Origin of the sequence: Phnomibacter sp., assembly GCF_036803085.1 — a bacterium.
Lineage (GTDB): Bacteria > Bacteroidota > Bacteroidia > Chitinophagales > Chitinophagaceae > Phnomibacter.
On the sequence record NZ_DAIRUZ010000001.1, the window covers coordinates 660,488 to 673,418 of the forward strand.

Annotated in this window: 10 protein-coding genes; 6 read left to right on the forward strand and 4 right to left on the reverse strand. The window is 44.2% G+C overall.

Features of this window, described 5'->3' with window-relative positions:
- Positions 1 to 8 precede the first annotated feature (8 nt).
- Positions 9 to 1,844 (reverse strand): glutamine--fructose-6-phosphate transaminase (isomerizing), encoded by a 1,836-nt coding sequence (gene glmS, locus V7Q13_RS02775; protein WP_333799156.1) that lies wholly within the window; start codon positions 1,842 to 1,844, stop codon positions 9 to 11.
- Between the two features lie 108 nt (positions 1,845 to 1,952).
- On the opposite strand from glmS, the gene V7Q13_RS02780 reads away from it, so the two are divergent.
- The 5 genes from V7Q13_RS02780 to V7Q13_RS02800 all read left to right on the forward strand — a co-directional run bounded on the left by V7Q13_RS02780 (position 1,953) and on the right by V7Q13_RS02800 (position 8,252).
- Positions 1,953 to 3,182, forward strand: coding sequence for a lipopolysaccharide biosynthesis protein (locus V7Q13_RS02780; protein WP_333799157.1), 1,230 nt, complete (start codon positions 1,953 to 1,955; stop codon positions 3,180 to 3,182).
- A 103-nt stretch (positions 3,183 to 3,285) separates the two neighbouring features.
- Positions 3,286 to 4,299 carry a DHH family phosphoesterase gene (locus V7Q13_RS02785; RefSeq protein WP_333799158.1) on the forward strand — a complete coding sequence of 338 codons (1,014 nt, stop codon included), beginning with the start codon at positions 3,286 to 3,288 and terminating at the stop codon, positions 4,297 to 4,299.
- Positions 4,300 to 4,396: 97 nt separating this feature from the next.
- Entirely contained in the window at positions 4,397 to 5,302 is a 906-nt protein-coding gene (locus V7Q13_RS02790; RefSeq protein WP_333799159.1) for an FKBP-type peptidyl-prolyl cis-trans isomerase, read from the forward strand.
- Positions 5,303 to 5,463: 161 nt separating this feature from the next.
- Positions 5,464 to 7,449, forward strand: a complete 1,986-nt coding sequence (locus V7Q13_RS02795; protein WP_333799160.1) for a polysaccharide biosynthesis protein — start codon at positions 5,464 to 5,466, stop codon at positions 7,447 to 7,449.
- Between the two features lie 62 nt (positions 7,450 to 7,511).
- The gene (locus V7Q13_RS02800) at positions 7,512 to 8,252 is read left to right on the forward strand and encodes a tyrosine-protein phosphatase (protein ID WP_333799161.1); all 741 of its coding nucleotides are present in this window, start codon (positions 7,512 to 7,514) and stop codon (positions 8,250 to 8,252) included.
- Positions 8,253 to 8,292: 40 nt separating this feature from the next.
- On the opposite strand, the gene ychF is transcribed toward V7Q13_RS02800, so the two are convergent.
- Entirely contained in the window at positions 8,293 to 9,393 is a 1,101-nt protein-coding gene (ychF, locus tag V7Q13_RS02805) for a redox-regulated ATPase YchF (RefSeq protein ID WP_333799162.1), read from the reverse strand.
- Between the two features lie 327 nt (positions 9,394 to 9,720).
- On the opposite strand from ychF, the gene V7Q13_RS02810 reads away from it, so the two are divergent.
- Positions 9,721 to 10,983: a nucleoside recognition domain-containing protein gene (locus tag V7Q13_RS02810; RefSeq protein ID WP_333799163.1), complete on the forward strand. Its 1,263-nt coding sequence runs from the start codon at positions 9,721 to 9,723 to the stop codon at positions 10,981 to 10,983.
- Between the two features lie 49 nt (positions 10,984 to 11,032).
- On the opposite strand, the gene V7Q13_RS02815 is transcribed toward V7Q13_RS02810, so the two are convergent.
- Positions 11,033 to 12,226, reverse strand: coding sequence for a hypothetical protein (locus tag V7Q13_RS02815; RefSeq protein WP_333799164.1), 1,194 nt, complete (start codon positions 12,224 to 12,226; stop codon positions 11,033 to 11,035).
- 41 nt (positions 12,227 to 12,267) lie between these two features.
- Positions 12,268 to 12,927, reverse strand: coding sequence for a heme exporter protein CcmB (locus tag V7Q13_RS02820; protein WP_333799165.1), 660 nt, complete (start codon positions 12,925 to 12,927; stop codon positions 12,268 to 12,270).
- Positions 12,928 to 12,931 lie beyond the last annotated feature (4 nt).

Consider the following 12,931-nt stretch of genomic DNA (forward strand, 5'->3'; position numbering starts at 1 on the left):
TGAAATATTTACTCAACAGTTACGCTTTTGGCCAAATTTCGTGGTTTATCTACATCGTAGCCTTTTTTCAAACCCACGTAGTAGCTCAGCAATTGTAATGGAATAACACTCAGTAATGGCCCCACCAACTCGTCGGCATCCGGTACAAACATGGTATCGTCAGCCATGGTGGGAATCACTTTGTCGCCTTCGGAAGCCACGCAAATAACCTTGCCTTTCCGGGCTTTTATTTCTTGTACGTTAGAAACGATTTTCTCGTAAAAACGATCTCTGGTGGCCACAAAAACCACTGGCAGGTTTTCATCAACCAAGGCAATGGGGCCGTGTTTCATTTCGGCAGCGGGGTAGCCTTCGGCATGTATGTAGCTGATTTCTTTCAGCTTCAATGCACCTTCCAGTGCCACTGGGAAGTTGTAACCACGGCCAAGAAACAGGAAGTCGCTGGCATCTTTGTATTTTTCTGCAATAGCTTCTATGTGGCTGGTATCCTTTAAAATAGTGGCTACTTTTTCGGGAATGGCCTGCAGTTCAAACGATAGTTCGGTATATTTTTCAGTGGTTATGGTGCCTTTGGCAGCCGCCATTTTCAGTGCCATCATAGAAATAACAGCCAACTGGCCGGTAAATGCTTTGGTACTGGCTACGCCAATTTCGGGGCCACTGTGCGTATAAGCACCTGCATGGCTTAGGCGGGCTATGCTGCTGCCCACACTGTTCACAATGCCGAAAATGAAAGCACCCTTTTCTTTGGCATTTTCTAAAGCCACCAGCGTATCAGCAGTTTCGCCGCTTTGGCTGATAGCAATAATTACGTCGCCGGGATGAATAATGGGATTGCGGTACCTGAATTCTGATGCGTACTCTACCTCCACGGGTATTCGACAGGTTTCTTCAATCAGGTATTCGGCCACCAGTCCGGCATGCCAGCTTGTGCCACATGCCACTATTATGATACGAGGGGCATTGATGAGGGCATCGATATTCGCTTCAACACCACCCATTTTTATCAGACCAGCTTCGGGTAACAAACGACCACGCAGACAATCGAAAATGGTTGCAGGTTGTTCGTGTATTTCTTTCAGCATGAAATGATCGTAACCGCCTTTTTCAATAGCGGCCAGTTCCATATCGAGCTTGGTAATGAACGGTGTTACTTTTTCGTTGCCGAGGTTTTTGAGTACCAACTCATCTTTTTTCACAATGGCTACCTGGTAATCATTTACATACACCACTTCTTTGGTGTATTCAATAATAGGCGAGGCATCGCTGGCGAGAAAATGTTCGTTTTTGCCAATACCAATAACCAGCGGAGAACCTTTGCGGGCTGCCAAAATTGTGTCCGGGTCGTCTTCATCAATCAATAAAATGCAATATGCACCCACAATACGCTTGAGGGCAATGCGCAGGGCTTCTTCTAAACCGCAGGCGTTGTTTACCCGAATGTCTTCTATAAAATTGAGGAGTACTTCAGTGTCGGTATCGCTGGAAAAATGGTAGCCTTTTTGCGTCAGTTCTTCTTTGATGGCCATGTAGTTTTCGATAATGCCATTGTGTATCATGGCCAGTTTGCCAGATGCCGAACGATGCGGGTGTGCATTTCGATCGCTGGGCTCACCATGAGTAGCCCAACGGGTATGGCCAATACCAATATGACCGCCAAGGTGCTGACCAACTATGGCATCTTCCATGTCGGCCACTTTGCCTTTCTTTTTATATACGGATAAATGTTCGTCGATGAGGGCTACACCTGCACTATCGTAACCACGGTATTCCAATCTTTTCAGTCCTTTTACAACTATGGGATAGGCTTGTCTTTCGCCTATGTATCCAACTATGCCGCACATGAGAAATCCATTAATGAGTTATGTAAATCAACCATGTAAGGCTGATTAGTAAATAAATTCAAAATTAAAGACAATCGTTGGGTAGTGGCGTGGTGCACATAAATAAAAATGATATTCGCAGGTATGATTCGGTTGGCTGCATATTCCTGGTTGGCAAAGTTGACAACGGCTTTGTGCAATTTTGGCACCATTGTGTTGCTGTCGAGGTTGCTTGGCGTAACAGAAAGAGGGGTGTGTGCCTGGTATGCCGTGCTGATAGCCATTTCTTTATTGATTACTGATATTGCTGCCGGAGGCACAGTAGTTTACCTGATGCAGCAGTTTGGCTGGCGGGCCATGCGAAAAATTTACCTGTTTTGTGCAATTGGAATTGGATTTGTTGTAACTGGCGCAGCCTATCTGTTGGGAAGTGTACAATATGTTGAAGCTTCACTTTTATTTGTTATCGCATTTTTTAATGCCATGTTTTCCTTTCAAAACCATGTATTGTTGGGACTTAAGCAGTTCCGGATGTTCAACATCAGTACTTCGGTTGCGGCATTTACACTTTTCGCAGCTACCTACTTTTTTCTGCAATTGGGCACTGGCCGCCAAGGTTATTTATACGCTATGCTACTGGCGTGGAGTATGGCCTCCTTAGCTCAGCATACATTACTGCAGCGTATTTCGCCATACCTGGATGAGCCCCAACCAAACCAATGGGCAGTGTTGAAAAAAATGGTGGGTACAGGTTTCATTAATCAGTTGGTGCAGTTGTTGGGGTTAGCCAACAACAGGTTTCCGTTTTTTTGGATGAAAGCGGGCATGCTGGGTGTTTTTTCCAACAGCCTGGCCCTGGCGGAAGCTATGATGTTGCTCCCCGGCAGTATTGGTCAGGTGTATTACAGCCAACATGCAGGCCAAGAACCCGGGTTGAAAGATTATCGACGTTTTGCCAGATTAATGGTTGTAAATGCCGGTCTCATAGCTGTAGCTGTTGTGGTAATTCAATTGTTACCAGAAAGCTTTTATACCCTTCTTTTTGGCAAGGGTTTCAACGGAGTAGGGGCCTACCTAAAACTGCTTTCTTTTAGCATGCTATTTTACAGCATGTATATGATGCTAAGTTATTGGCAATCAGCACATGGAAAATTTTACATCAATTTATATTGTACTATTTTTTCATTGCTAACCACCTGTGTTTTTTCATTGTTGTTTTACGTTAAGCATGGTTGGGTGTTGCAAAATCTTGTAACCGGTGTAGCTGGCGGTCTGGTAGTTTCAGGTGTGTCAGCGGTAGTATTTTTTGGTGGAGGCTGGCGGGCAGCAGCAGCTCGTTCCAGGCAAAAGCTCCTATAACTCAGGTCAGCTTGGGTTTGAGTTATACACAAGTCGGCTGCTCATTTCGTAAACATTTATTTGCCTGTAACACCCTCCAACCTGAATTTTGCTGGCATTACACATGAACCCGATTACTGCATTTTATCCGCTGCTACAAGAGAAAACCGCCAAAGTGGTGATTACTTGCCATCAAAAACCCGACGGCGATGCCATGGGCTCAACGCTGGCTTTGTATCATTATTTGGTTCAACTTGGCCATGAGGCAACCGTAATTTCTCCAACTAACTGGGCAGCCTTTCTCAACTGGATGCCCGGCGTTGATACTGTGGTAGATTTTGAAGCTAAAACAAAACAAGCTGAGGCGTTGATTGCCGAAGCAGACTGGTTGTTTTGTTTGGATTTCAATACGCTTTCCCGCACCAAAAGGATGGAAACAGCTTTGGGTGCAGCTAAGGGTGATCGTATTTTAATAGACCATCATCAGGAGCCGCAAGAGCACATGTTTGCTTACGGCATTAGCGATACCGGTAAAAGCAGCACCTGCGAAATGGTATATGATTTTATAGTAGAGTCAGGCGGTAGTCAACTAATCAATCAGGCCATTGCCCAGTGTTTGTACACCGGTGTAATGACGGATACTGGTTCGTTTCGATTTCCATCCACCACGGCTTCCGTACACCGCATGATTGCTCATTTGAAAGAAACCGGTTTTGCCCATTCTCACGTTCACGATCATATTTACGATAGCTTTCTGGAAAACAGGCTGCGATTTATTGGCCATGTACTGCTCAACAGAATGGAGGTAATTTATGAAATGAACACAGCGGTGATGGCCATTAGCAAAGCCGATTTGTACCGATTCGACATAACCACAGGCGATACCGAAGGGCTGGTAAACTACCCGCTGAGTATCCAAGGCATTAAAATGGCAGCCATAGTAATTGATAGGGATGAGGAAAGAAAATGGTCGTTCAGAAGTAAAGGCGATGTGGATGTGAATCAATTTGCCCGCCAATTTTTTGAAGGCGGCGGCCATAAAAATGCTGCCGGAGGACGCTCTTCTGATTCACTTGAAAATACGTTGAAGCATTTTTATGAAGTACTCGGGGCACTTCAGCCACAACTAATCGGGTAGTGAAGCAATCGATATTGTCATTCAATTATATTTAATAAATTATTGAAAATCAAATAGAAAATTATAAACAATGAAATCAATTATGAAAACTGGTTTTATGAAAATATCATGCTTTGTTGTACTCACCCTTGTGATGGCTGGCTGTGGCAATGCTGATTACCAAAAAACGAAAAGCGGCTTGTTGTACAAAATCCATCGTAAAGGTCAAAACAAGAAAGTGCTTCCTGGTCAGTTTGTTAAGCTGCACTACCGGGCCATGATTGGTGATAGTGTGCTGATTGATACTTACCAGCGTATTCCTGCCTACGGTCAGTACGATACATCTACCAAAAATGTACACGACTTTGTTGATTTCCTCGGCGAAATGAAAATTGGAGACTCCGTTGTTTTCATCCGCAACGTAGATACCATGCAAAAGCGTGGCTATCTGATGTACAATGAGTCGTTTAAGCAAGGCGGTACCATTAAAGGGTACATCACCGTATTAGGTGCATTTCGTACACAAGAGGCTCTCATGAAAGATCAGGAGCAGGAATCAGCCAAAGAGAAAGTACGTGAAATAGCTGCCATGGAGCAGTTTTTGAAAGAGAAAAACATAACCGGCTATGTAAAAACGCCCGGCGGTGTGTTCATTAAATTACACAGTCAGGGTGCAGGTGTAAAAGTAGACAGCGGTATGCTGGTGAGTGTAAACTATACCGGTGCTTTGAAAAACGGTACCAAGTTCGACTCTAATGTTGATTCTGCTTTTGGTCACCCGAGTGCTTTTGAATTTGTGGCCAAAGGCAATGGAGTAATTCCCGGTTGGGATGAAGCCATTGTGTACCTGAACAAAGGTGCTAAAGCTACTTTGTACATTCCAGCCATGCTGGCCTATGGCCCCAATGCGCAAGGTGAAAAGCTGCCCGCATTCAGCGATTTGGTGTTCGATATTGAAGTAATGGATGTGCGACCAAACATGCCTAAGCCTGCAGGTCCGGCAGCCGATCCTCACGGGCATTAATTTATTTAAACATTTAAATAGCTGATTATCAATTTGAAGCTTTTAAATGACCTTGGAAAAATCATGCTTAGTCTATTGGCTATCCCAATAGACTAAGCTACATTTGCCCCCGAATAGGTTACTGCTTATTACACTTACTCACCCAAACTAAATCCTATTCTGTGTACAAAGTCAGAAAGTATTTACTCAGTCATCAGGTGGCACCCAAATGGATGGTTTTCCTTTTTGACACCGCTATCGGGGCACTTTCTGTGATCATCGCTAACTTTCTCCGTTTCAATTTTGATATAAACACTGTTTTAGAAGGCGGACTTTTTACCCATTTGGTCTTAGTTATTGTTACCAATTCTCTGTTCTTCTTTGTTTTCAAAACCTATCAGGGTATCATTCGGTTTTCGGGTTTTGCCGAAGCTATCAGAACCACTACTGCTTTATTCGCCTCTTTTTTACTGATGAGTTTGCTCAATATCTCTATGGTATTGGTGGCAGAGGCGCAGGTGCTCATTCCTACATCCATTCTCATCATCACATTGCTCACGGGGTCATTTTTTATGGTGGCCTACCGGTTGATTGTAAAAACATGGTACCGGGCAAGCCTGAGCATGGGGCAAAAAGTAAATGTGCTGATTTATGGTGGTGAAATAAACGGTTCACAGCTTAAAACAACCATTGAGCAATCGAGCAATCAGCAATACAGGGTGGTAGGATTTGTTGATGACGACCCTTCATACGTGGGCAAGAGCATCGACAATATCAAGATTTACAGCATCGATCAACTTCAGCATGTAGTAGAAGAATGGGGAGATGTAGGTATGATCTTATTTGCCAAACCAGAAATGGAAGTGGAGGTGAAGAATCAGGTTGTTGATTTTTGCCTTGCCAACGACATTCAGGTTAGAAACATACCACCCATTGACCAATGGATTAAAGGTCAACTCAATATCACACAACTAAAAGAAATTAAGATTGAAGAATTGCTTGGACGGCCACAGATTAAATTACAGAACAAACAAGTAACTGATTTAATTGCATCAAAACGTGTACTCATTACAGGTGCCGCCGGCTCAATCGGAAGCGAACTTGCCCGTCAGGTAGCTAGCATAGCACCATCCATTTTAGTACTGTGCGACCAAAATGAAACCGGCCTGTACGAGTTGGAGTACGATCTTCGCAATCATTATCCTTCTTGCAATATTGCTTTATTCATAGGCGATGTTCGTGATGAGAGCTCCATGGAAAGTTTGTTCAAGCGGTTTCATCCACAAATCGTTTTTCATGCTGCAGCATACAAGCATGTGCCCATGATGGAATATCACCCATCAGAAGCTATCCGAAACAATGTGTTGGGTACAAAAATTCTGGCCGATTTATCCATAGAGCATGAAGTAGAACGCTTCTTGTTGGTATCTACCGATAAAGCCATTAACCCTACCAATGTAATGGGTGCCAGTAAACGGATTGCAGAAATCTACTGCCAGTCGCTGGGCAACCGCGATAAAAAGGTGGTGCACCTTTCTTCGAATTTTGTATCCGAAAATGGTTTGCCGGAGCACAAAACCCATACCAAATTCATCACCACCCGGTTTGGCAACGTACTTGGTTCTAATGGTTCGGTTATTCCTCGCTTTAAAGAACAAATTGCTGCAGGCGGCCCGGTAACCGTAACACACCCCGATATTATCCGCTTCTTCATGACCATACCCGAAGCTTGCTCATTGCTGCTGGAAGCAGTAACCATGGGCAATGGGGGCGAAGTGTTGCTGTTTGATATGGGCGAAGCCGTACGCATTCAGGATTTGGCCCGTAAAATGATTAAGCTGGCAGGATATGTTCCTGGCAAAGACATTGAAATAAAATTCACCGGATTGCGCCCCGGCGAAAAACTGTACGAAGAGCTGCTCAATAAAAAAGAAGAAGTGGTGCCTACTCACCACAAAAAGATTTTAATAGCCCGTGTAGCAGAGTACGATTTTTATGCTGTCAATAAATCAATCGATACATTGATAGCAGAAGCTTTTCAGAGCAACGATGAAAATGTAGTACGTCAAATGAAACGGATGGTGCCTGAGTACATCAGCAACAATTCCATTTATCAGTCTTTCGACGATATGAATAAGTCGCAAATGACTGTTAACGCAGCACAATAACCTACTGCTTTCCTTACTTTCGCTTTCCGCACGGCATTCAACCTCACCGTCGGCTCCAGGTTATGTTTTCGTTGTTCAAGAAAAAGACGCCAACCATTACGGATACACTTGCTTGTATTGGTGCAGACATGCACAACCATTTGCTTCCCGGTATAGACGATGGCAGCCCCGATGTGGAGACCTCGTTATACCTCATGGATCATTTGATGCAGTTGGGTTACAGCAAAATTTACTGCACGCCCCATGTGTTGGGCGAAGTACACCCTAATACTCCTCAAACAATTGAGGCTGCGTACCAGCAACTGCAAACAGCGGCTACCGAAAAAGGCTGGAATGTATTGAAAGGTTTTTCGGCGGAATACATGATTGACTACGATTTCGAAAGCATTCTTGAAAAAGAAAATTTTGTACCACTGCCCGGCAAAAGGGTGTTGATAGAAATGAGTTTTGCAGTAGAATCGCCCAATATAAGGGAGATGATTTTTCAACTACAAACCAAAGGATACGAGCCCATACTGGCGCATCCTGAACGCTATCCTTTTTACTTCGATCGCTTCGATAAATACGAATCTTTCCTGGATGCAGGTGCCGATTTGCAAATCAACATACTGTCTTTAGCCGGCTATTATGGCAAGCCTTCACAAAAAATTGCTGAGAAACTGTTGGATGAGCAATTTGTTACCTGGGTAGGTACCGATTTGCACCACGACCGTCATTTGGCTGCACTAATAAAACTCGCTGCCGATAAAAACATCATCAAACGGTTGGAACGCATCAAGCTATTAAAAAACCGCAGTCTGTAAGGCTGCGGTTTTTCTTTTTATAAAACACTCCACTTCTGCATTACACGTTGAAACGGAAGTGCATGATATCGCCGTCTTTTACAATGTATTCTTTTCCTTCAATGCGCAATTTGCCATTATCCCGGCAGGCGGCTTCAGAGCCATATTGCACAAAATCGTTGTAGGCAATTACTTCCGCTTTAATGAATCCTTTCTCAAAATCGGTATGGATAACACTGGCGGCTTGCGGCGCTTTCCAGCCTTCTTGAATGGTCCATGCACGTACTTCTTTTACACCTGCGGTAAAATAGGTTTGCAGTTTCAGCAATGCATAAACAGAACGAATCAAGCGGTGTAATGCAGGCTCATCCATATGGTATTCCGACATGAACAATTCTTTGTCAGCAGGGTCTTCCATTTCGGTAATCTGCGCTTCAATAGAGTTGTTCATGATGATGATGCCGGCACCCTCAGCCGCTGCCATAGTTTGCAATGCTTCGCTGTATTTGTTGCCTGTTTGCATTGATGCTTCATCTACGTTGGCCACATACAATACAGGCTTGGCAGACAGCAAAAACAAATCGGCAATGGCCGACAATTCTTCATTGGCCAAATCCAGCGAACGAATGCTATTGCCTTGTTCCAAATGGGATTTGCAGCGCTGCAATACCTCAAGCTCAGCCTTCATTTTGGCATCGCCGTTTTTGGCCTGTTTTTCAATACGGGCAATTTTCTTCTCCACGCTGTCGAGGTCTTTCAACTGGAGCTCGGTGTCAATAATTTCTTTATCGCTAACAGGGTTGATGGCACCTTCTTCCCGCAACACATTCTCATCTTCAAAGCAGCGAACCACATGAATGATGGCGTCCACTTCGCGGATGTTGGCCAAAAACTTATTGCCCAAACCTTCGCCCTTGCTGGCGCCACGCACCAGTCCGGCAATGTCTACAATTTCAATTTGGGTAGGCACCACACGTTCAGGTATTACCAAATCACGGAGTTTATCCAGCCGCGGATCGGGTACATCTACCAAACCTACGTTGGGGTCGATGGTACAAAAGCGATAGTTGCTGGCCTGCGCCTTGGCACTATTACTTACTGCGTTGAACAAGGTTGATTTACCCACGTTTGGCAACCCTACGATGCCTGCCTGCAATGCCATAGTATTTTTTTTGAGGCTGCAAAAGTAGGGGCAATAAACTATTTGGCTGTTAAAGTGTCTTTATGGAGGTTGTTTGGGAACGTTTATCAGCAAAAAAGCAAGGCTCATCCTGAACATCGTCAGCTCACGTATTTAACGAAACGTGCAGCGATTTTGGAACCAATTTTGTCAACCAATTATAAAACACACGCAATGCTCAACTATTTATTTTCGCTGATGGTGCGTCGCATTCATCATTTATTGTAAACATCCGGTCTGTAAAAGATTGCCCACATCTTGATGCAATGTCAGCGGGATTAAGGATATTGGCCACCTTATTAGGTAACCATGGCACTTAATTACGTTTGGATTGCATTTTTTTTAGTTGGTCTTGTTGTGGCGCTATTTAAGCTCATTGTTTTACAGGACTACGAAATTTTCAAACGGCTGGTAGATGGCATGTTTGAATCGGGCAAAGGTGCTGTAATGGATGTAGCGTTGCCACTCACAGGCGTAATGGTTTTTTTCCTAGGCCTTATGAACATTGGCGAAAAAGCCGGAGCTATTAATTTTCTGGCTCGTATCCTCAATCCGTTTTTAAAAAGATTGTTTCCTGAAGTACCAGAAAAGCACCCTGCCATGGGCCAAATGGTGATGAACTTCAGCGCCAATATGCTCGGCCTCGACAATGCTGCCACGCCCTTTGGCCTCAAAGCCATGGATAGCCTGCAAACGCTGAACCCCAATAAAGACACGGCGACCAATGCGCAAATCATGTTTCTGGTGCTGCATACCAGTGGGCTGACGTTATTGCCGCTCAGCATTTTTGCCTACCGTGCCAGTGCTGGTTCCACCGATCCAACCAGTGTATTTATTCCTTGCGTTTTAGGTACTGTTGTTACCACCTTGGCCAGCATTGTAGTCACCGCTTTTTGGCAACGCTTAAAATTCGACCGGGTGTTGGCCCTGTGGTTATTCGGCATGCTGGCAGCTGTGGTAGGTTTCATGCTTTTCATCAGCATTCTTCCTTCTCAGGCTAACTTTTCCGAACCGGTTTTTCTTACCCGTGAAACCTTCAGCAAGGTTTTTGGCAACCTCATTTTGTATTTAATTGTTGCCTCCTTCATCATTGGTGGTGTTTGGAAAAAAGTGAATGTGTTTGATGCATTTATTGAAGGCGCCAAAGGCGGTTGGGATGTGATTGTGAAAATTATTCCTTATCTGGTAGGAATGCTGGTGGGCATACGAGTGTTTCGTGAAAGCGGGGCGTTGGATTTCATCATCGATGGTTTGGCGTACGGATTTGCAGTACTTGGTTTTGGCAATGAATTTGTGCCTGCGTTGCCTGTAGCAATTATGAAACCTTTCAGCGGCAGCGGTGCCCGTGGCCTCATGCTCGATGTGTTTAAAACCCACGGCCCCGACAGCTTTGTGGGCAAAATGGCCAGCACTTTTCAAGGCAGTGCCGATACTACTTTTTACATTCTTGCCTTGTACTTTGGCAGCGTAGGTATAAAAAAGGTACGCTATGCAATATGGGCTGGCATGCTGGCCGATTTTATTGGTGTTATTGCAGCCGTCATCATTGCGTATTTCTTCTTTGGTAAATAAAAAAACGGGGGGGGATGATCACTGCCCCGTTTCATTTTTACATAAAAAGTTACTGCTCAAAATACACCAGCGAACCGCCGACCCATTCTTTATCGGCATTGTAGCGTACGCCAATCATTTTGCCTTTGCTCAGGCGGGCCAGGTTTTGCGCAGCAAAAGGACGTGCAGCGCCTTTTGGCCAAAAGTAGAAAATGCGGATTTCGGCTTTGGCAGGAATGTCCGGCGTTTCAATAGCATCGGCGTACTGTACTTTCTTTTGCAGTATCCAGTTTTCCGGATCTTTTACAGCATCAATATCTGCCTTGGTTACATCTATAATTACGCCTTGTCCGGCAAATGAAAACAGTGGTTTCAGCACATAATCCTGCAGGTTTTCCGGCAAAGGATCTACCTGATGCAAGAATCTTGTTTCGGGTACAAAAGGACTATTGATAAATGGCAATGTGTACTTGCTGATGCGGTAAAACCAATGCGGATGCGGACACCATTCAACATCCCAATCGGAAAGGATATTGATGCTGTCTGCCGGCAGTTGTTGTTTTTCCAAATCGTCAAAAATCACCCGGTTGTACATGCGGCTGATGTATTGTTTGCTACCATCTGCTTTTAGATAATATAAACGACGGCCATCATTGCGAAGTTTGGTGAGGCAAACGGTTTCGATACCAATCAGGTCTTTCGTGCAGCTGAAATCTATTCTTGTTTTTTGTTGTTCCGGATAAATCTCCAGCAGTATCACTTCTTCGGGTTTATGCTGGCCAATAATCACTTCTTTCAGCAAGGCCACATAGCTGTCGCGGTGGTACCCGTTGAGGTAGCTGTCGAAACCTTCGGGTATGGGAAAATGCTTTTTGGTAATGGCATCGTGAAATACCTGATAACCAAAAAGGGTAGGGAAGCCCTGCATTTCAATAAGCTGCGGAATGTATTCGCCGGTTTCGTTTTTACAAATACCAAAATCGAAGGCAATAAAATCGGAATGGGCATTTTCGCCAGCCATTTTATAGGCTTCAGGAATGGCCGATTCTGTCAATGCTTTAAAATCATCCCGTACAATCACATCCACAATATCCTCGCAGGCTTGCAGTACTTGTTGGGTAAATGACTTTGGTACAAATACTGGTGTTTCTGCCACCCGAAATTCAATATCACCGGGGTGTACCGCATGCAGGTCTTGCAAAAAGGCTGCATATTTTTCGGGTGTAAAAGCACTATTAAAAGCGTTGCGGATAGCAGGCACCATATCCAGTAATTTAAGTTGAGTAAATGGAAGAGTGCATGAATTTAATCCTTCCACAAATACGGAAATAACACGGAGGCCATTATTACCACCAAAACATTTAAGCCAATCAAAAGGCCGGTTATTTGTAAGGGTACACCTTCTTTAAAAACTTCGCCATAGGCCAGCTTGCTTAAGCGCACCAATAACACCACTTGCGGCACTATCACCGGAAAACCTAAAATGGCCACCAAACTGGCTTGCTGTCTGGCTTTGGAAGCAATGGCACTCAGCATGGTAAACACTAATGAAAGCCCAATGCCACCCAACATAACGATGCCAAAAAAAGCCAGCATATTTTGTACAGGATTGCCAAGCAATACAGTAAAACAGAGCACCGATACAATGCCAAGAATAAACATATAAATGCCGTTGAGCACCATTTTAGAAAACAGGTATTCCAACGGATGCACAATGCTGTGGTAGTATAAGCTGCGGCCCTTGGGTTCGCCTACAAAAGATTTTATCACAGCATTTACAACAATAAAAAGTTGTGTCACCCAAAACAAAGCATTCCATTGCACAGCATCGGGTTTGCCGGCTGCCAGGTACAAAATGAAAATGGTACTTAGCGCATACACCAAAATGCCATATAGGTTTTGCTGCTGTCGTAGCTCCAGCTGTACATCTTTTTTTATCAGTGCAATGATGGAAGTAGTTTTCAAATCG

Bases quoted from the DNA above. Each gene is read 5' to 3' on its own strand.
- glmS (WP_333799156.1), bottom strand. From the start codon at position 1,844: ATGTGCGGCATAGTTGGATACATAGGCGAAAGACAAGCCTATCCCATA.
- V7Q13_RS02780 (WP_333799157.1), top strand. From the start codon at position 1,953: ATGATATTCGCAGGTATGATTCGGTTGGCTGCATATTCCTGGTTGGCA.
- V7Q13_RS02785 (WP_333799158.1), top strand. From the start codon at position 3,286: ATGAACCCGATTACTGCATTTTATCCGCTGCTACAAGAGAAAACCGCC.
- V7Q13_RS02790 (WP_333799159.1), top strand. From the start codon at position 4,397: ATGAAAATATCATGCTTTGTTGTACTCACCCTTGTGATGGCTGGCTGT.
- V7Q13_RS02800 (WP_333799161.1), top strand. From the start codon at position 7,512: ATGTTTTCGTTGTTCAAGAAAAAGACGCCAACCATTACGGATACACTT.
- ychF (WP_333799162.1), bottom strand. From the start codon at position 9,393: ATGGCATTGCAGGCAGGCATCGTAGGGTTGCCAAACGTGGGTAAATCA.
- V7Q13_RS02810 (WP_333799163.1), top strand. From the start codon at position 9,721: ATGGCACTTAATTACGTTTGGATTGCATTTTTTTTAGTTGGTCTTGTT.
- V7Q13_RS02815 (WP_333799164.1), bottom strand. From the start codon at position 12,226: ATGGTGCCTGCTATCCGCAACGCTTTTAATAGTGCTTTTACACCCGAA.